General features: G+C 65.1%; 16 protein-coding genes. 10 read left to right on the top strand and 6 right to left on the bottom strand.

Features of this window, described 5'->3' with window-relative positions; genetic code table 11:
* Positions 1–120 precede the first annotated feature (120 nt).
* The gene (locus ACAM55_RS13440; RefSeq protein WP_369652050.1) at positions 121–768 is read right to left on the bottom strand and encodes a GntR family transcriptional regulator; all 648 of its coding nucleotides are present in this window, start codon (positions 766–768) and stop codon (positions 121–123) included.
* Positions 769–896: 128 nt separating this feature from the next.
* On the opposite strand from ACAM55_RS13440, the gene scpA reads away from it, so the two are divergent.
* From scpA to ACAM55_RS13400, 8 genes are all read left to right on the top strand, one after another.
* On the top strand, positions 897–3,059 hold the full coding sequence (gene scpA / locus ACAM55_RS13435) for a methylmalonyl-CoA mutase (RefSeq protein ID WP_369652049.1): 2,163 nt from the start codon (positions 897–899) through the stop codon (positions 3,057–3,059).
* Between the two features lie 8 nt (positions 3,060–3,067).
* Positions 3,068–3,541, top strand: a complete 474-nt coding sequence (locus tag ACAM55_RS13430) for a GNAT family N-acetyltransferase (RefSeq protein WP_369652048.1) — start codon at positions 3,068–3,070, stop codon at positions 3,539–3,541.
* A gap of 44 nt (positions 3,542–3,585) precedes the next feature.
* On the top strand, positions 3,586–4,584 hold the full coding sequence (gene meaB, locus ACAM55_RS13425) for a methylmalonyl Co-A mutase-associated GTPase MeaB (protein WP_369656392.1): 999 nt from the start codon (positions 3,586–3,588) through the stop codon (positions 4,582–4,584).
* 40 nt (positions 4,585–4,624) lie between these two features.
* Positions 4,625–6,169 (top strand): acyl-CoA carboxylase subunit beta, encoded by a 1,545-nt coding sequence (locus ACAM55_RS13420; protein WP_369652047.1) that lies wholly within the window; start codon positions 4,625–4,627, stop codon positions 6,167–6,169.
* 130 nt (positions 6,170–6,299) lie between these two features.
* Positions 6,300–6,863, top strand: coding sequence for a hypothetical protein (locus ACAM55_RS13415; protein WP_369652046.1), 564 nt, complete (start codon positions 6,300–6,302; stop codon positions 6,861–6,863).
* Positions 6,864–6,890: 27 nt separating this feature from the next.
* The gene (gene accC / locus ACAM55_RS13410; protein WP_369652045.1) at positions 6,891–8,939 is read left to right on the top strand and encodes an acetyl-CoA carboxylase biotin carboxylase subunit; all 2,049 of its coding nucleotides are present in this window, start codon (positions 6,891–6,893) and stop codon (positions 8,937–8,939) included.
* Between the two features lie 140 nt (positions 8,940–9,079).
* Positions 9,080–10,126 (top strand): biotin synthase BioB, encoded by a 1,047-nt coding sequence (bioB, locus tag ACAM55_RS13405; RefSeq protein ID WP_369652044.1) that lies wholly within the window; start codon positions 9,080–9,082, stop codon positions 10,124–10,126.
* On the top strand, positions 10,123–10,611 hold the full coding sequence (locus ACAM55_RS13400; RefSeq protein ID WP_369652043.1) for a VOC family protein: 489 nt from the start codon (positions 10,123–10,125) through the stop codon (positions 10,609–10,611). Before bioB ends, ACAM55_RS13400 begins: the two co-directional genes overlap by 4 nt.
* Here ACAM55_RS13400 and ACAM55_RS13395 read toward each other — a convergent pair.
* A complete protein-coding gene (locus ACAM55_RS13395) occupies positions 10,601–11,098 on the bottom strand; it encodes an Lrp/AsnC family transcriptional regulator (RefSeq protein WP_369652042.1) in 498 nt (165 codons plus the stop codon). The genes ACAM55_RS13400 and ACAM55_RS13395 overlap by 11 nt on opposite strands.
* A gap of 124 nt (positions 11,099–11,222) precedes the next feature.
* On the opposite strand from ACAM55_RS13395, the gene yedA reads away from it, so the two are divergent.
* Positions 11,223–12,149, top strand: a complete 927-nt coding sequence (yedA, locus tag ACAM55_RS13390; RefSeq protein ID WP_369652041.1) for a drug/metabolite exporter YedA — start codon at positions 11,223–11,225, stop codon at positions 12,147–12,149.
* A 12-nt stretch (positions 12,150–12,161) separates the two neighbouring features.
* Here the strand turns inward: yedA and ACAM55_RS13385 are convergent, their stop codons facing one another.
* From ACAM55_RS13385 to ACAM55_RS13370, 4 genes are all read right to left on the bottom strand, one after another.
* Positions 12,162–12,800, bottom strand: a complete 639-nt coding sequence (locus ACAM55_RS13385) for a LysE family translocator (protein ID WP_369652040.1) — start codon at positions 12,798–12,800, stop codon at positions 12,162–12,164.
* Complete coding sequence (locus ACAM55_RS13380) at positions 12,797–13,429, bottom strand: RnfABCDGE type electron transport complex subunit B (RefSeq protein ID WP_369652039.1); 633 nt, start codon at positions 13,427–13,429, stop codon at positions 12,797–12,799. The genes ACAM55_RS13385 and ACAM55_RS13380 overlap by 4 nt, the downstream gene beginning before the upstream one ends.
* Positions 13,426–14,841: a polyhydroxyalkanoate depolymerase gene (locus ACAM55_RS13375; RefSeq protein ID WP_369652038.1), complete on the bottom strand. Its 1,416-nt coding sequence runs from the start codon at positions 14,839–14,841 to the stop codon at positions 13,426–13,428. The genes ACAM55_RS13380 and ACAM55_RS13375 overlap by 4 nt, the downstream gene beginning before the upstream one ends.
* A gap of 158 nt (positions 14,842–14,999) precedes the next feature.
* Complete coding sequence (locus ACAM55_RS13370) at positions 15,000–16,196, bottom strand: amino acid aminotransferase (RefSeq protein WP_369652037.1); 1,197 nt, start codon at positions 16,194–16,196, stop codon at positions 15,000–15,002.
* Between the two features lie 105 nt (positions 16,197–16,301).
* On the opposite strand from ACAM55_RS13370, the gene uvrB reads away from it, so the two are divergent.
* On the top strand, positions 16,302–18,419 hold the full coding sequence (gene uvrB / locus ACAM55_RS13365) for an excinuclease ABC subunit UvrB (RefSeq protein ID WP_369652036.1): 2,118 nt from the start codon (positions 16,302–16,304) through the stop codon (positions 18,417–18,419).
* The last annotated feature ends 133 nt before the right edge of the window (positions 18,420–18,552 follow it).

The following is an 18,552-nucleotide window of genomic DNA, read 5'->3' as shown; positions in this document are numbered from 1 at the left end:
CGACCCGGCAGCGTGGCTCCGTCGTGGAACACTGAGGATCCGGCTCCGCCGGTCCTCTGGTGTTGCCCCCGGTAGGGGGAGGGAGAAGCGACACGAAGTGCGCGAAGCCTGGGGGCGAGCCTATACCGCGGCTTCCAGGCCGTTCCTGAAATGCTCGCGCATGCGCGCCATGGCCGCCTGGGCGTCGCGCGCCTCGATGGCCGCCATCATCGAGCGGTGCTCCGCCAGCGATTCGGCGATGCGCCCCTCCTTGAGCAGCGAGTTGTGGCGGTTGAGCTTCATCACCTTGCGCAGGTCGGCCACCATCTGGTCGCGCCACTTGTTGTTGGCAATGGCCAGGAGGCGCATGTGGAAGCGCTCGTTCAGCGCAAAGAAGTGCTCCCGGTCTTCCTTGCCCGGTGCGCCGGCGGTCTCCAGCTCGGCGTGCAGCGCCTTCAGTTCCGCGCGCTGGGCGTCGGTGGCACGCTCGGCCACCACGCCGGCCGCGTCGCTCTCGAGCAGCGAGAGCAGGTGGTAGACGTCCGCCAGGTCCTGTTCCGATACTTCGGTCACATAGGCGCCGCGCCGCACCTTCATGGTCACCAGGCCTTCGGCCGCAAGCACCTTCAGCGCTTCGCGCAGCGGCGTGCGGCTGATGCCGTATTCCTCGGCCAGCTTGAGTTCGTCGATCCAGCTGCCCGGCTCGAGTTCGCGGCGGAAAATCCGCTGGCGCAGCAACTCGGCCACTTCTTCATAAAGGGCGCGCGGGGTAAGGGTGAGGGCGGACATGGGGTGGACTGTACCGCAAAAATTGGGTTTGAATTAATAATTATGGATCGGTTAGACTCGCTGCGGCCTGCAAATCCCTTGCAGGCGAATTTGCGAATACCCTGCAAGACACTGCAAGACGGCCCCTCATGAGCAGCACACCCGAACCCACCTTCAAGCCTGCCAACCTCGCTGACTGGGCCAAGTCCGCGGCCAAGTCGGCGCCGGGCGGTGACCTGAATGCGCTGAACTGGATCACCCCGGACGGCATCACCGTGAAGCCGCTCTATACCGCCGCCGATCTGCAGGGGCTCAAGTACACCGACACGCTACCCGGTTTCGAGCCCTATCTGCGAGGGCCGCAGGCCACCATGTACGCGGTGCGGCCGTGGACCATCCGGCAGTACGCCGGCTTTTCGACCGCCGAGGAATCGAACGCGTTCTACCGCAAGGCGCTGGCCGCCGGCGGGCAGGGCGTGTCGGTGGCTTTCGACCTGGCCACCCACCGCGGCTACGACAGCGACCATCCGCGCGTGACCGGCGACGTCGGCAAGGCTGGCGTGGCAATCGATTCGGTCGAGGACATGAAGATCCTGTTCGACCAGATCCCGCTCGACAAGGTGAGCGTGTCCATGACGATGAACGGCGCCGTGCTGCCGGTGCTCGCGGGCTACGTGGTCGCGGCCGAAGAGCAGGGCGTGGCGCAGGACCAGCTGAGCGGAACCATCCAGAACGACATCCTCAAGGAGTTCATGGTCCGCAACACCTACATCTTCCCGCCCGGGCCGAGCATGCGGATCATCGGCGACATCATCGAGTACACGGCGCAGCACATGCCCAAGTTCAATTCGATCTCGATCAGCGGCTATCACATGCAGGAAGCCGGCGCCAACCAGGCGCTGGAACTGGCCTTCACGCTGGCGGACGGCAAGGAATACGTGAAGACCGCGCTGGCCAAGGGACTGGACGTCGACGGCTTCGCGGGGCGCCTCTCCTTCTTCTGGGCCATCGGCATGAACTTCTACCTCGAAGTGGCCAAGATGCGCGCCGCGCGCCTGCTGTGGTGCCGCATCATGAAGGAGTTCAACCCGAAGAACCCCAAGAGCCTGATGCTGCGCACGCACTGCCAGACCTCGGGCTGGTCGCTCACCGAGCAGGACCCATACAACAACATCGTGCGCACCACCATCGAGGCCATGGCCGCGGTGTTCGGCGGCACGCAGAGCCTGCACACCAATGCGCTCGACGAAGCCATTGCGCTGCCCACCGAGTTCAGCTCGCGCATCGCGCGCAACACGCAGCTCATCATCCAGGAGGAGACGCACATCACGAACGTGGTCGACCCGTGGGCCGGCAGCTACATGATGGAGAAGCTCACACAGGACATGGCCGATGCGGCCTGGGCCATCATCGAAGAAGTCGAGGCGATGGGCGGCATGACCAAGGCGGTCGACAGCGGCTGGGCCAAGCTCAAGATCGAAGCGGCCGCCGCCGAGAAGCAGGCGCGCATCGACTCGGGCAAGGACGTGATCGTGGGCGTCAACAAGTACAAGCTCAAGAACGAGGACGCGATCGACAGCCTGTCCATCGACAATGTGATGGTGCGCGACCAGCAGGTGGCGCGGCTGCAGAAGATCCGCGCCTCGCGCGACACCGCCAAGGTGCAGGCCGCGCTCGATGCGCTCACCGAAGCCGCCGAGAGCAACACGGGCAACCTGCTCGCGCTCAGCATCGACGCGGTGCGCCTGCGCGCCACGGTGGGCGAGATTTCTGACGCGCTCGAAAAATCATTCGGCCGCCATCGGGCCGACACGCAAAAGGTGACCGGTGTGTACGCTGCTGCCTATGACTCGGCCGAAGGCTGGGAAGCCCTGAAGACCGAAATCAACGCCTTCGCCGAAGAGCAGGGCCGCCGCCCGCGCGTGATGATCTCCAAGCTGGGGCAGGACGGCCACGACCGCGGCGCCAAGGTGGTGGCCACGGCGTTCGCCGACCTGGGTTTCGACGTGGACATGGGGCCGCTGTTCCAGACACCCGAGGAATGCGCGCGCCAGGCCATCGAGAACGACGTGCATGCCGTCGGCGTGAGCACGCTCGCAGCCGGCCACAAGACGCTCGTGCCGGCCATCATCAACGAGCTCAAGAAGCAGGGCGCGGACGACATCATCGTGTTCGTCGGCGGCGTGATTCCGCGGCAGGACTACGACTTTCTCTACGAGGCGGGCGTCAAGGGCATCTATGGCCCGGGCACGCCGATCCCCGCCAGCGCCAAGGACGTGCTGGAACAGATTCGCGCGGCGGTCTCGGCCTGAGAAGCGACGTGGGCGATCTCTTGTCGCGGTTGTCGCTGCAGCCGGTGGATTCCAGCGATTTCGAGGCCATGCTCGCCTTGCGCGTCGATGCGATGCGCCCGAGCCTGGAGCGTGTCGGGCGCTTCGACCCCGCACGTTCGCGCGAACGGCTCCAGGCCGGTTTCGTCGTGCCCTTCATGCACCACATCGTGCTCGACGGCGCCGGGCGCATCGGTTTCGTCACCCTCAAGCCCGAGGGCGCCGACGCACTGCGGCTCGACCATCTCTACCTGCGCACCGGCTTCCAGGGCCTGGGCATCGGCGAATGGGTGCTGGAGTGGGCCAAGTCGCAGGCGCGCGAAGAGCGGCTGGACATCAAGCTCACCGCGCTCGTGCAGAGCGACGCCAACCGCTTCTATCTGCGGCATGGTTTCGTGCTCGAAGGCGAGGAGGGCGTCGATCTGCACTACCGCTGGCGCGTGGCCTCGGAGGGCGCGTGCTGAAGCCGGCCGAAGCACTCGAGCGCGCCATCACCCAGCCGGACGGCATGGTGCAGCGCCGCGCCATCGCCAAGGCCATCACGCTGCTCGAATCCACCCGCGCCGACCATCGTGTCCAGGCCGATGAACTTCTCACTGCGCTGCTGCCGCGCACCGGCAACTCGTTTCGCCTGGGTATCTCGGGCGTGCCGGGCGTCGGCAAATCGACCTTCATCGAAACGTTGGGCCTGCTGCTGATCGGCAAGGGCCACCGCGTGGCGGTGCTCACCATCGATCCGTCGTCCACCGTCTCGGGTGGCTCCATCCTGGGCGACAAGACGCGCATGGAGCGGCTCTCGGTGCACGAGCGCGCCTACATCCGGCCCAGCCCGTCGAGCGGCACGCTCGGCGGCGTGGCCGAGAAGACGCGCGAGGCGATGCTGGTGTGCGAGGCCGCCGGCTACGACATCGTGATCGTCGAGACCGTGGGCGTGGGCCAGAGCGAAACCGCCGTGGCCGGCATGACCGACATGTTCGTGCTGATGCAGCTGCCCAATGCGGGCGACGATCTGCAAGCCATCAAGAAAGGCGTGATGGAGCTGGCCGACCTCGTCGTCATCAACAAGGCCGACATCGACAAGGATGCCGCGACGCGTGCGCAGGCGCAGATCACCTCGGCGCTGCGCCTCTTCGGGCACCAGGGCAACCCGGACCATGCGCATGCGGTGCATGATGCGCACAGCGGCGTGGAGATTCGTTTCTGGCTGCCTAAGGTGCTGCAGCTCAGCGCGCTGGCCGGTACAGGCATCGATGCCTTCTGGGATGCCGTCACGCAGTTCAGGGCCTTGCAGACCGCGAATGGAAAGCTTGCCAAGCGGCGCGAAAAGCAGGCCACCGCATGGATGTGGGAACGCATCGACGCCGGGCTCAAGCAGGCGTTCAGGCAGCATGCGCAGGTGCGCGAACTGCTCCCGCAACTCACCCAGCAAGTGGCAGAGGGCGCGCTGCCCGCATCGACGGCGGCACGCCAACTGCTCGCGGCCGCCGCCATCACCGCCAGGCCATGACGGCCGACAAAATTCAGGACCACAGCTTCGGAAGCACACCATGCAAGAACTGATCGAACAACTCGAAAAGCGCCGCGCCCAGGCGCGCCTCGGCGGCGGACAGAAGCGCATCGATGCGCAGCACGCCAAGGGCAAGCTCACCGCGCGCGAGCGCATCGAGCTGCTGCTGGACGACAACACCTTCGAAGAATGGGACATGTTCGTCGAGCACCGCTCGGTCGATTTCGGCATGGCCGAGCAGAAGATCCCGGGCGACGGCGTGGTCACCGGCTACGGCATGATCAATGGCCGCCTCGTCTTCGTGTTCAGCCAGGACTTCACCGTCTTCGGCGGCGCGCTCAGCGAAGCGCATGCCGAGAAGATCTGCAAGGTCATGGACCAGGCCATGAAGGTCGGCGCGCCCGTCATCGGCCTCAACGATTCGGGCGGCGCGCGCATCCAGGAGGGCGTGGCCTCGCTCGGCGGCTATGCCGACGTGTTCCAGCGCAACGTGATGGCTTCGGGCGTGGTGCCGCAGATCAGCATGATCATGGGCCCGTGCGCGGGCGGCGCGGTGTATTCGCCCGCCATGACCGACTTCATCTTCATGGTGAAGGATTCGAGCTACATGTTCGTCACCGGCCCCGAGGTGGTGAAGACCGTGACGCACGAGAGCGTGACGGCCGAAGAGCTCGGCGGCGCCGTGACCCACACCACGCGCAGCGGCGTGGCCGACATGGCGTTCGAGAACGACGTCGAGGCGCTGATGATGCTGCGCCGCCTCTACAACTACCTGCCGCTCAACAACCGCGAGAAGCCGCCGGTGCGTCTGGGCAACAACGGCCAGGGCGATCCGGCCGACCGGCCCGACTATTCGCTCGACACGCTGGTGCCGGACAACCCGAACAAGCCCTACGACATCAAGGAACTGATCCTCAAGGTGGTGGACGACGGCGACTTCTTCGAGCTGCAGCCCGACTACGCGAAGAACATCGTGATCGGCTTTGCCCGCATGGAAGGCCAGACCATCGGCATCGTGGCCAACCAGCCGCTGGTGCTGGCAGGCTGCCTGGACATCAAGAGCAGCATCAAGGCCGCGCGCTTCGTGCGCTTTTGCGATGCCTTCAACATTCCCGTGGTGACCTTCGTTGACGTGCCCGGCTTCATGCCCGGCACGGGCCAGGAGTACGGCGGCATCATCAAGCACGGCGCCAAGCTGCTTTATGCGTATGCGGAGTGCACGGTGCCCAAGATCACCGTCATCACGCGCAAGGCCTATGGCGGCGCGTACGACGTGATGGCCTCCAAGCACCTGCGTGGCGACGTCAACCTGGCCTGGCCGCGCGCCGAGATCGCGGTGATGGGCGCGAAGGGCGCAGTGGAAATCATCTTCCGCGAGGACAAGAACGACCCCGAGAAGCTGGCCGCCCGTGAGGCCGAGTACAAGGCGCGTTTTGCCAACCCCTATGTGGCGGGTGCGCGCGGCTACATCGACGACGTGATCCTGCCGCACGAAACGCGCAAGCGCATCTGCCGATCGCTGGTGATGCTGCGCGAGAAGAAGCTCGAGAACCCGTGGCGCAAGCACGGGAACATTCCGCTCTGATTCTCGTATGCAGAGCTACTACCCCGAGTTCCGCGAGGGAGCGGAACCTGGCCTTGTTCCCAAGCTCGGCGGCCTGCCCTGGGGCCTTCCTCCGCGCCTCTGGCCCGTTTGCAGCGAATGCAATCGTCCCATGAGCCATCTTGCGCAATTGCCGGCCAACGGCGACGCGCTGCCGCTCGCGAGCGACGAGGTGCTGTTCCTGTTCAAGTGCGAGTGGGACAGCATCTGCAGCTTCTGGGAGCACGGCGCCGGTGCGAACGCCGCATTCGTCGTGCAGCGCGCCGATCTGGGCGCGGGGCCGACGGCGCTGCCTTCGGACCCGGCCGACGGACCGCCTGCACTTCTGCGCGAGATCGCCATCACCGGATGGCACGCGGATGACGATGGCGCCCCCGCGGAAATGGAGGAGGCGTTCTATGACTATCAGGCCCACTTCGATCTGCCGGACGAAGTCAAACATCCCCACGATTGGGCGAGCCCGTGGTGTACGAAGAGCGGCGGCGTGCCGTACTGGACGGCCAACGGCGCGCAGGGAATGCCCGCGGGACGCTTGTTCCTGCAGGTCGACAACTGGATCGAGCTCCCAGGTGGCGACTCTGTCGAAGTGGCGAACTTCTGTTCCGACGGCATAGCGTATGTGTTCGTCGATCGGTCGCAAGCTCAGCCGGTGTATTCGATGTTCATCAACCGCTGAGGCGGTCAGCAAAAAAGTGGATTCAGCATGTTCAAGAAAATACTGATCGCCAACCGTGGCGAGATCGCGTGCCGTGTCATACAGACCGCGAAGAAGATGGGCATCCTCACCGTCGCCGTCTACTCGGAAGCCGACAAGGAGGCCCGCCACGTCGAGCTGGCCGACGAGGCCGTGCACATTGGCGCCGCGCCCAGCCGCGAGAGCTATCTGCAGGCCGACCGCATCATTGCGGCCTGCAAGCAGACCGGTGCAGAGGCCGTGCACCCGGGCTACGGTTTCCTGTCGGAGAACGAAGCCTTTGCGCGCAAGGTCGAGGAAGAGGGGATTGCCTTCATCGGGCCCAAGCATTACTCGATCGCGGCCATGGGCGACAAGATCGCCTCGAAGAAGCTCGCGAACGAAGCCAAGGTCAACACCATTCCGGGCTGGAACGACGCCATCGAGACGGCCGAGCGCGCGGTCGAGATCGCCAAGGACATCGGCTACCCCGTGATGATCAAGGCCTCGGCCGGCGGCGGCGGCAAGGGCTTGCGCGTGGCCTTCAATGACAAGGAGGCCTTCGAGGGCTTTACCTCGTGCCGCAACGAGGCGCTGAGCAGCTTCGGCGACGACCGCGTGTTCATCGAGAAGTTCGTCGAGGAGCCGCGCCACATCGAGATCCAGGTGCTGGGCGATTCGCATGGCAACGTCATCTACCTGAACGAGCGCGAATGCTCGATCCAGCGCCGGCACCAGAAGGTGATCGAAGAGGCGCCGTCGCCCTTCATCAGCGACACCACGCGCAAGGCAATGGGCGAGCAGGCGGTGCAGCTGGCCAAGGCCGTGAAGTACCAGAGTGCGGGCACGGTGGAGTTTGTGGTCGGCAAGGACCAGAGCTTCTATTTCCTGGAGATGAACACGCGGCTGCAGGTGGAGCACCCGGTCACCGAATGCATCACCGGTCTCGACCTGGTCGAGCTGATGATCCGCGTCGCGGCCGGCGAAGAACTGCCGCTCACGCAGGCCGAGGTCAAGCGTAACGGTTGGGCCATCGAATGCCGCATCAATGCCGAAGACCCGTTCCGCAATTTCCTGCCTTCGACCGGCCGTCTGGTGAAGTTCCAGCCGCCGGCCGAGACCATGTTCGCGAGCGATACCGGGCGCCTGAACGGCGTGCGCGTGGACACGGGCGTGTACGACGGCGGCGAGATCCCGATGTACTACGACTCGATGATCGCCAAGCTCATCGTGCACGGCAAGGATCGGCAGCATGCGATCGCGCGGATGCGCGAGGCGCTCAACGGCTTCGTGATCCGCGGCATCAGCAGCAACATTCCGTTCCAGGCGGCGTTGCTCGCGCATCCGAAGTTCGTGGCGGGCGATTTCAACACCGGCTTTATCGCCGAGCACTACGGCAAGGGCTTTCACGCAGAAGACGTGCCGCACGCCGATCCGTCGTTCCTCGTCGCGCTCGCGGCCTATGTGCACCGCCGCTATCGCGCGCGTGCCTCGGGCATCAGCGGGCAGCTCGAAGGCCATGGCGTGAAGGTGGGCGAGCAGTTCGTGGTGGTGGAACTGGGCGCGGAAGGCAGGCACGTGCACCACCCGGTCTCGGTGACCGACTTCCACGGCAAGACCGGTGCCAGCGCCGTGGCCGTGGGCGGCAAGAGCTACAAGATCGACAGCGGCTTTGCGCTCGGCGCAGTTCGGGTGCAGGGCATGGTCAACGACCGGCCCTTTACCGCGCAGGTGGAGCGCGGCGCGGGCAGGAACCCGCTGGCGCTGCGCGTGTCGCACGACGGCACCCAGATCGAGGCCATGGTACTGTCGCCGCTCGGCGCGCGGCTGCTCGAGCTGATGCCCTACAAGGCTCCGCCCGACCTCAGCAAGTTCCTGATGTCGCCGATGCCGGGCCTGCTCGTGGAGGTGTCGGTGCAGCCGGGTCAGCAGGTGCGTGCCGGCGAGAAGCTGGCCGTGATCGAGGCCATGAAAATGGAAAACGTGCTGTTCGCCACGCAAGACGGCGTGGTGGGCAAGGTTTCGGCCAACAAGGGCGAGTCGCTCGCGGTCGATCAAATCATTCTGGAGTTTGAATAAAGCTCACCCCCAGGCTTCGCGCACTTCGTGTCGCTTCTCCAACCCCCTTCCGGGGGCAACACCTGCGGCCCGGCGAAGCCGGTTCCGCGGTGTTTCCCGAACAGTCAACGCTTCGGGCACTTACGAAAGATTTCATTGATATGACGACCTCCGATCTTTTTTTTGAAGCGCCCATCTCGGCGCCTGTCACGCTGCACCGGCCTGCAAAGCCGGTGACGCCGCAAGGCCCTTGGTCGGTCGAGGCGATCCAGGCGCTGCTCGACAAGCCGCTGATGGATTTGCTGTTTGAAGCGCAGACGGTGCATCGCCAGCACTTTCCCGAAGGTGACATCGAACTGGCGACCTTGCTGTCGGTCAAGACCGGCGGCTGTCCCGAGAACTGCGGCTATTGCCCGCAGTCGGCCGAGTTCGATACCGGCGTGAAGGCGCAGAAGCTGATGGAAGTCGACGAGGTGGTGCGCGCCGCTCAGGCTGCCAAGGACGCCGGCGCCACGCGCTTCTGCATGGGCGCCGCATGGCGCGCGCCGAAGGACCGCGACGTCGAGAAGGTGGCGGTGCTGGTCGAGGCGGTGAAGGGGCTGGGTCTGCAGACCTGCGCCACGCTCGGCATGCTGGAGCCGCACCATGCGCACCAGCTCAAGGCCGCGGGCCTCGACTACTACAACCACAACCTCGACACCGCTCCCGAGTACTACACCGACATCGTCGACACGCGCACCTATCAGGACCGGCTCGACACGCTGGCCCATGTGCGCAGCGCCGGCATCAGCGTATGCTGCGGCGGCATCGTCGGCATGGGCGAGCAGCCGGTGCATCGCGCGGGGTTGATCGCGCAACTGGCCAACCTGAATCCGTATCCGGAGTCGGTGCCGATCAACAGCCTGGTGCGCGTGCCCGGCACGCCGCTGGCCGATTCGGAGCCGGTCGATCCTTTCGACTTCGTGCGCATGATTGCGGTCGCGCGCATCACCATGCCCACCGCGCGCGTTCGCCTTTCGGCCGGCCGCCAGCAGATGGGCGACGCGGTGCAGGCGCTGTGCTTCATGGCTGGCGCCAACTCGATCTTCTACGGCGACAAGCTGCTGGTGACGGGCAACCCCGATGTGGAAGCCGATGTGCAGCTGCTGCGCAAGCTCGGCCTGGAGTCGCGCCGCACCACCACGGAAGAAGCGGAGAGCTGCGCGTGACCGGGACCGCACGCCCCTTCAAGGTGCTGGGCATCCAGCAGATCGCGATCGGCGGGCCGGACAAGCTGCGGCTGCAGAAGCTCTGGGTCGACATGCTAGGTCTCGAGGTCACGGGCACCTTCAAGAGCGAGCGCGAGAACGTCGACGAGGACATCTGTTCGATGGGCAGCGGGCCGTTCAAGGTCGAGGTCGACCTGATGCAGCCGTTGGACCCCGAGAAGAAGCCGGCCGTCCACACTACGCCGCTCAACCATGTGGGCCTGTGGATCGACGACCTTCCCAAGGCCGTCGAATGGCTTACCGCGCAGGGCGTGCGCTTTGCGCCCGGCGGCATCCGCCAGGGCGCGGCGGGTTTCGACATCTGCTTTCTGCATCCGAAGGCGAACGACGAATTTCCGATCGCGGGCGAGGGCGTGCTGATCGAGATGGTCCAGGCGCCGCCCGAGGTAGTGACCGCCTTCAACGCGCTCGCCGCTACGCGTTGAGCACCTTCTTGATCGGCGGCTTCACGTCGGAACGCTGAGGCGGCAACATCGGCTGGTGCTCGCGCGCCGGGTTCAGGATGATCGAGGTCGCGGTCTCGGTGAGGATGCAGAACCTGGTGACCACCGCATCGAGATGGCTCACGTCGATGACCGCGATCTCCAGGATCCAGCTGTCGTCGCCGGTCACGTTGTAGGCGTTGACGCATTCGGGCGTCTGCTGGACCAGCTCGACCACGCGCGCATAGTCGGCGCGGCCGACACGGATGATGGCGCGAATGCCATAGCCGAGCTTGCCGAGATTGACCGTGGCGCGGTAGCCGCTGATCACGCCCGCGGCCTCCAGTTTTTTCACGCGCTCGGTCACGGCCGGCTGGCTCAGGTGCACGCGGCGGCCGAGTTCGGCCATGGTGAGCCGCGCATCGCTTTGCAATTCGGCCAGGATGCGGGTGTCGTGGGCATCCAGCGTGGGGTTCAAGGTGAAGTCCATTCAACTCCTTTAAATCGACGGTACGAAACAGGCAGAACCATGAAATGCGCATGGCTGCCGGAGGAACGCTTTCATACCATGGACGGCGTTTCCACACCGACAAGACAACAAGACAAAACCCGCCATGCCGACTCTCGCATCTCCCGCCCAAGCCGCGCCCGGATACGCGCGCAGCGCGCTCCCGCCGATCCTCTGGCTCTGCCTGGCCGCCACCTGGGTGGTCTGGGGCTCGACCTATCTTGCGATCAAGTACGCGCTGATCAGCTTTGCGCCCTTTCTTCAGATGGGTTCGCGCTTCCTGTTCGCGGGCGTGCTGCTCGCCGCCTGGATGCGTTGGCGCGGGGCGGCCTGGCCCTCGCGCCAGCAATGGCGCAACGCGCTCGTGGTCGGCGCATTGATGCTGGGCGGCGGCATGGGCGGCACGGCCCATGCCGAAGTGTCGATCGGCTCGGGGCTGGTGGTGGCATTCATCGCAGTGGTGCCGCTGCTGATCGCATTGCTGAACCTGGTCTGGGGCGTGAAGCCGACACGGCTGGAGGCAGCGGGCATTGCGCTCGGGCTCATCGGCGTGCTGATGCTGACACAGGGCAGCGGCTTCCAGTCGTCGCCCGCGGGCCTTGCCGCCATTTCCATCGCCTGCGTCTGCTGGTCGATGGGCAGTGTGTTGAGCCAGCGCAGCCTCCCGCTCGCGCCCGGCGCCATGGGTTTCGCGAGCGAGATGATCTGCGGCGGCGTGGTGCTGCTGGTGCTCTCCGCCATCTCTGGTGAAGAGTTGGCGTGGCCGCCGCAGCCGGAGGCGGTTGCGGCCTGGCTGTACCTCGTGGTGTTCGGCTCGCTGATCGCGTTCAACGCCTACATGGTGCTGCTCGCCAAGGCGCCGGCCGCGCTGGCCGCGAGCTACACCTTCGTCAACCCGGTGATCGCGATGCTGCTGGGCGTGTGGATTGCCAACGAGACCGTGACGCGCTTCGAGTGGTACGCCGTGGCCGTCGTGCTGGCCGGTGTGCTGCTATTGCTCTTCAAGCGCCAGCAGAAGATGCCGAAGGGTTGAGCGCCGCGCCGTTCAGGTGCCCGGACGGCGCCAGAAGGCAAGCGTGGCCGCCAGCAGCCACATGCCCGCCGCGCAGCCGCGATTCAGCGCCTTGAGGCCGCGGCGCGAGAGCCAGCGCACGGCCTGCGTTCCGGCGGCCGCATAGGCAAGCATCACGCAGGTGTCGAGCGCCACGAAGATCGAGCCCAGCAGCAGGTACTGCGTACCCTGTGGCTTGGCAATGTCGATGAACTGCGGCAGAAAGGCCGCGAAGAACAGTACCGTCTTGGGGTTCGACAGCGCCACGAGGAGGCTGCGCATGAGCGCGACGCGGCCGTGCGGGCGAACTTCGATGGCCGACTTGGCCAGCGCCGCCCCCAGGTCGGTCGCCTCGCTGCGCCACAGCTTGATGCCGAGCCAGACCAGGTAGGCGACACCCGCCACGCGGATCGCGTTGAAGAGCAGCTCCGATGCGGCGAGCAGCGAACCGAGCCCGAGCGCGACCACCGCGATCAGCGTGACGCTGCCCAGCGATGCGCCGGCAATGCCCCAGCTCGCGCGGCGCATGCCGCCGTCGATGCCGTTGGACAGCGCCAGCAGCATCGTGGGGCCTGGAATCACGGCCAGTGCGATCGAGGCGACGACGTAGATCAGCAGGGTATCGAAGGTCATGGCTTGGCGGCGGGTGGACGTTGTTGCGAAGCGGCGCGGGCGCGCGCCAGTGCGGCTTCGACGATGGATCGCTTGCGCGTGTCGGCGGTTTGCGGTTGGGCGGGCGGGGCCGGTAACGTGCCTTGCGGCTTGTCGGCGCGGCGGTGCTCGCCATGCAGCTTGTAGCGCTGCAGCGCGGCGTCGGCCTGGGCTTTCGACCAGGCTTGCCAACCAGTGCGGCCCGGCGTCTCGACTTCGAGCGAGATGCAGTCGACGGGGCAGACCGGGATGCAAAGCTCGCAGCCCGTGCAGTGCGCTTCGATCACGGTGTGCATGCGCTTGTTGATGCCGACGATGGCATCGGTGGGGCAGGCGTCGAGGCAGAGCGTGCAGCCGATGCACCAGGCTTCGTCGATGACCGCCATGGCGCGCGGGCCTTCGGTGCCGAACTGCGGATCGAGCGGCAGTGGCTCGCGGCCCGTGAGCCGTGCCAGCCTGGCGATGCCTTCCGCACCGCCGGGAGGGCATTGATTGAGATTGGCCTCGCCGTCGGCCACCGCCTGGGCATAGCCGGCGCAATCAGGGTAGCCACAGCGCGTGCACTGCGTTTGCGGCAGTGCATTGTGGATGCGTGCGGCCAGCCCGATCACTTCCTGCGTGCCGCGGGCTTTTTCACGGCGGTAACCGCCACCGCTTTCTTGGCTGCGACATTCTTCCTGGCTGCAACGGCAGCCGTGTTTTGCCCTGGCTTGATCCGGTCTTCGGCCGGCAGTGCCTCGCGCGCACCGCTGCGCCGCTGCGGCTGGTCGTGGGCGGCGATGAATTTCTGCATCTTGGGGTAGACCAGGTCGCGCCAGCGGCGGCCGCTGAAGATGCCGTAGTGGCCTGCGCCCTTGACTTCGTAGTGTTCGCGCTGCGAATCCTCGATGCCGGTGCACAGGCTGTGCGCGGCCTCGGTCTGGCCCGAACCCGAAATGTCGTCGAGCTCGCCCTCGACGGTGAGCAGGGCGGTCGAGTGGATGTCTTGCGGGCGCACGCGCTCGATCTGGCCCTTGGGGTTCTTGACGTCCCAGGTGCCGTTCACGAGTTCGAACTGCTGGAACACGACCCGAATCGTGTCCAGGTAATAGTTGGCGTCCATGTCGAGCACGGCGTTGTACTCGTCGTAGAACTTGCGATGGGCCTCGGCGCTGGCGTCGTCGCCCTTGATCAGGTCCTTGAAATAGTCATAGTGGCTGCTGGCGTGGCGGTCGGGATTCATGGCCACGAAGCCCGTGTGCTGCAAGAAGCCCGGGTACACGCGGCGGCCTTCACCCGGAAAGCCTTGCGGCACGCGGTAGATCACATTGTTCTCGAACCACTCGAAACTCTTGTTCATCGCCAGGTTGTTCACCGCGGTGGGCGACTTGCGCGCGTCGATCGGGCCACCCATCATCGTCATGGTGAGCGGCAGCTGCTCGCCGCGGCTTGCCATCAGCGACACGGCTGCCAGCACCGGTACCGTGGGCTGGCACACGCTCACCACGTGGCAGTTGCCGTACTCGGCCTGCAGCTGGCGGATGAACTCCTGCACGTAGTTGATATAGTCGTCCAGGTGGAACTCGCCTTCGGACAGCGGCACGAGGCGCGCGTTCTTCCAGTCGGTGATGTAGACCTTGTGGTCCTGCAGCATGGTGCGCACCGTGTCGCGCAACAGCGTGGCGTAGTGGCCCGACAGCGGCGCCACGACCAGCACCACGGGCTGGCTCTTGAGCGTCTTGAGAATGTGCGGCTCGTCGGTGAAGCGCTTGAAGCGGCGCAGCTCGCAGAACGGCTTGTCGAGCTCGACGGCCTCCTGGATGACCACGTCTTCGCCCTCGACCTTCACGGACTTGATGTTGAACTCGGGCTTCTCGTAGTCCTTGCCCAGCCGATACAGCAGGTCGTAACCCGCCGCCATGCGCTGGGCCATGGGCGCTTGCCCCCAGACGGCACCTTGGCCAAAGAGTTTGGACGCCGCTTGCGCGAAGTCCGAGAACGGCTCCATCAAGGAACGCTGGGCTTCGTAGAGTTGATAAAGCATCGCTGGTGTTGGAGTGAAATGTTGCGCTGCAATATATCAGCGCCTTTGCCTTGGCGCAGGGGGCCTTACCCCTACGTAGATCCCACCGCAGGGCTCACGGTTTTCATCAAATGTGAGGGAATTGTCGCGAAACGGATTCCCTCACATTTTCCTGACGGTCAGATGACCTTGGCAATCGAGGCGCAGACGTAGTCGATGTTCTTGCTGTTGAGCGCGGCCACGCACATGCGGCCGGTGTCGGTGCCGTACACGCCGAATTCGTTGCGCAGGCGCACCATCTGGTCCTTGCTGAGGCCCGAGTAGCTGAACATGCCGATCTGCGTGGTGATGAAGCTCATGTCTTCCTTCACGCCGGCGGCCTTGAGGCCGTCGACGAGCTTCTGGCGCATCGCCTTGATGCGCACCCGCATTTCGCCGAGTTCCTTTTCCCACAGGGCGCGCAGCTCGGGGTTGCCGAGCACCGCGGCCACCACGGCGCCGCCGTGGATCGGCGGGTTGCTGTAGTTGGTGCGGATCGCGATCTTGAGCTGCGAGAGCACGCGGCCGGCTTCTTCCTTGCTTTCGCAGAGCACCGAGAGGGCGCCCACCCGTTCGCCGTACAGGCTGAAGCTCTTGGAGAACGAGGTCGAGACGAAGAAGGTCAGGCCGGCGTCGACGAACTTGGCAACCGCGGCGCCGTCTTCCTTGAGGCCGTAGCCGAAGCCCTGGTAGGCCATGTCGAGGAAGGGGACGAGCTTCTTGGCCTTGACGGTGGCAACGACCTGGTCCCATTGCTCGGACGTGATGTCGTAGCCGGTCGGGTTGTGGCAGCAGGCATGCAGCACCACGATGGTGCCGGCCGGCGCCGCGTTCAGGGCGGCCAGCATGCCGTCGAAGTTGATGCCGCGCCTGGCGGCGTCGTAGTAGGGGTAGCTTTCGACTTCGAAGCCGGCGTTGGTGAACAGCGCGCGGTGGTTTTCCCAGCTCGGGTCGCTGATCAGCACCTTGGCGCCGGGGTTGAGCTTCTTGAGAAAGTCGGCGCCAACCTTGAGGCCGCCGGTGCCGCCAATGGCCTGGATCGTTGCCACGCGGCCCGATTGCACGGGTTCGCTATCGACGCCGAAGACCAGGCCCTTGACCGCGTTGTCGTACGCCACGATGCCGTCGATCGGCAGGTAGCCGCGTGCCGTGGGGGCTTTCATCATGTTCTGTTCGGCGGCCTGCACGCACTGGAGCAGGGGCAGCTTGCCGTTGTCGTCGTAATAGACGCCGACGCCGAGGTTGACCTTGTTGGGGTTGGTATCGGCTGCAAATTGCTCGTTGAGGCCGAGGATCGGGTCGCGCGGTGCCATTTCGACCGCGGTGAACATAGACATGGAAAGGTCCTTTGGATGAAAGCTTCGCTGGCAACCGGAGGAGGCTTTATCCTTTCCGGTTGCCTTGAATTTTACCGGCGCTACCGCCACCTGTCGGGAACAGCCATGCCAGAGAACAACGAAGCCATAGCAGACCTGAAGAAACTGGACCCGATCGGTCCGGCAAAACAGGGCGAATTCATCAAATATCCGGGTTCGCCTTTCGAACTTTTCCAGCCCTATCCACCCGCCGGCGACCAGCCCAAGGCGATCGACGGTCTGGTCGAAGGCGTGCTGGATGGCGAGGTATTCCAGACGCTGCTGGGGGTCACCGGCTCCGGCAAGACCTTCACCATGGCCAACGTGATTGCCCGGCTGGGCCGCCCGGCCATCGTTTTCGCGCCCAACAAGACGCTGGCGGCGCAGCTCTACAGCGAGTTTCGCGAGTTCTTCCCGAAGAACGCGGTCGAGTATTTCGTCAGCTACTACGACTACTACCAGCCCGAGGCCTATGTGCCGCAGCGCGACCTGTTCATCGAGAAGGACTCGTCCATCAACGAGCACATCGAGCAGATGCGGCTGTCGGCCACCAAGAGCGTGCTGGAGCGGCGCGACACGGTCATCGTGGCCACGGTGAGCGCCATCTACGGCATCGGCACGCCCGAGGACTACACGCAGATGCGCTTCATCATGCGGGTGGGCGACAAGATCGGCCAGCGCGACGTGATCGGGCGGCTGATCCGCATGCAGTACACCCGCAACGAGCAGGATTTTTCCCGCGGGACCTTCCGCGTGCGCGGCGACACCATCGACGTGTTTCCGGCCGAGCACAGCGAACTGGCGATCCGCATCGAACTGTTCGACGACGAGATCGAGACGCTGCAGCTGTTCGACCCGCTCACGGGCCGCATCCGCCAGAAGATCCCGCGCTTCACGGTCTACCCGTCGAGCCACTACGTGACGCCGCGCGACAAGGTGCTGGGCGCGGTGGAAACGATCAAGATCGAGCTGGCCGGGCGGCTCAAGGAATTCGTGTCGCAGGGCAAGCTGGTGGAAGCGCAGCGCCTGGAGCAGCGCACCCGGTTCGACCTGGAGATGCTGGCCGAGATCGGCCACTGCAAGGGCATCGAGAACTACACGCGCCACCTCTCGGGCGCAGCGCCGGGGGAGCCGCCGGCCACGCTGACCGACTACCTGCCCAAGGACGCGCTGATGTTCCTCGACGAGAGCCACCAGATGGTCGGCCAGCTCAGCGCCATGTACAACGGCGACCGGGCGCGCAAGACCACGCTGGTCGAATACGGTTTTCGCCTGCCGAGCGCGCTGGACAACCGGCCCCTCAAGCTGGAGGAGTTCGAAACGCGCATGCGCCAGTGCATCTTCGTTTCGGCCACCCCGGCGCAGTACGAGAAGGATCATGCCGGCAACGTGGTCGAGCAACTGGTGCGGCCGACCGGGTTGATCGACCCCGAGGTCGAGGTGCGCCCCGCCACGCACCAGGTGGACGACGTGCTGGGCGAGATCCGCATCCGCGTCGAAAAGAACGAGCGTGTGCTCATCACCACGCTGACCAAACGCATGGCCGAGCAGCTGACCGACTATCTGGGCGACAACGGCGTGAAGGTGCGCTACCTGCACAGCGACGTCGACACGGTCGAGCGGGTGGAGATCTTGCGCGACCTGCGGCTGGGCACCTTCGACGTGCTGGTGGGTATCAATCTGCTGCGGGAAGGCCTGGACATTCCCGAGGTGTCGCTGGTCGCCATTCTCGATGCCGACAAGGAGGGCTTTCTGCGCGCCGAGCGCTCGCTGATCCAGACCATCGGCCGGGCGGCGCGGAACCTGAGCGGCAAGGCCATCCTGTATGCCGACCGTATGACCGACTCGATGAAGAAGGCCATCGACGAAACCGAGCGCCGCCGCGCCCGGCAAATTGCCCACAACGAGGCCAATGGCATCACCCCGCGCAGCATCGTCAAGCAGGTGCGCGACCTGATCGACGGCGTCTACAGCGAAAAAACCGGCAAGGAAATGGCCAAACTTGACCTGGAACGCGCCAAGGTCGAGGACATGAGCGAAAAGGACATCGCCCGGGAGATCAAGCGGCTCGAAAAGCTCATGCTCGAGCACGCCCGCAACCTCGAATTCGAGAAGGCGGCACGGGTGCGCGACCAGCTGGCGCTGCTGCGCGAGCAGGCGTTTGGCGCCTCCGGCGGGGACAATATCGCGGTGTTGCCCTCCTAGGACGGAGTTTCGGTTTCTTCAAGCGGTTTTCGCTGGGGTTTACCCGAGCGAACTTCAGGGCCTTCTGCTATACTTGACCGAAACACTCAACAACAAGAAAAAAGAACTTCGCGATGAAGGACCGATCCCACTG

It is taken from the genome of Variovorax sp. V213, assembly GCF_041154455.1.
Lineage (GTDB): Bacteria > Pseudomonadota > Gammaproteobacteria > Burkholderiales > Burkholderiaceae_C > Variovorax.
The sequence above is the reverse complement of the archived record's forward strand: the minus strand, read 5'-3'. Positions and strand labels throughout refer to the sequence as shown.

Bases quoted from the DNA above. Each gene is read 5' to 3' on its own strand.
- ACAM55_RS13385 (WP_369652040.1), bottom strand. From the start codon at position 12,800: ATGACCTTCGATACCCTGCTGATCTACGTCGTCGCCTCGATCGCACTG.
- uvrB (WP_369652036.1), top strand. From the start codon at position 16,302: ATGCCAGAGAACAACGAAGCCATAGCAGACCTGAAGAAACTGGACCCG.
- meaB (WP_369656392.1), top strand. From the start codon at position 3,586: ATGGTGCAGCGCCGCGCCATCGCCAAGGCCATCACGCTGCTCGAATCC.
- bioB (WP_369652044.1), top strand. From the start codon at position 9,080: ATGACGACCTCCGATCTTTTTTTTGAAGCGCCCATCTCGGCGCCTGTC.
- scpA (WP_369652049.1), top strand. From the start codon at position 897: ATGAGCAGCACACCCGAACCCACCTTCAAGCCTGCCAACCTCGCTGAC.
- ACAM55_RS13440 (WP_369652050.1), bottom strand. From the start codon at position 768: ATGTCCGCCCTCACCCTTACCCCGCGCGCCCTTTATGAAGAAGTGGCC.
- ACAM55_RS13415 (WP_369652046.1), top strand. From the start codon at position 6,300: ATGAGCCATCTTGCGCAATTGCCGGCCAACGGCGACGCGCTGCCGCTC.
- yedA (WP_369652041.1), top strand. From the start codon at position 11,223: ATGCCGACTCTCGCATCTCCCGCCCAAGCCGCGCCCGGATACGCGCGC.
- ACAM55_RS13375 (WP_369652038.1), bottom strand. From the start codon at position 14,841: ATGCTTTATCAACTCTACGAAGCCCAGCGTTCCTTGATGGAGCCGTTC.
- ACAM55_RS13395 (WP_369652042.1), bottom strand. From the start codon at position 11,098: ATGGACTTCACCTTGAACCCCACGCTGGATGCCCACGACACCCGCATC.
- ACAM55_RS13420 (WP_369652047.1), top strand. From the start codon at position 4,625: ATGCAAGAACTGATCGAACAACTCGAAAAGCGCCGCGCCCAGGCGCGC.
- ACAM55_RS13370 (WP_369652037.1), bottom strand. From the start codon at position 16,196: ATGTCTATGTTCACCGCGGTCGAAATGGCACCGCGCGACCCGATCCTC.
- accC (WP_369652045.1), top strand. From the start codon at position 6,891: ATGTTCAAGAAAATACTGATCGCCAACCGTGGCGAGATCGCGTGCCGT.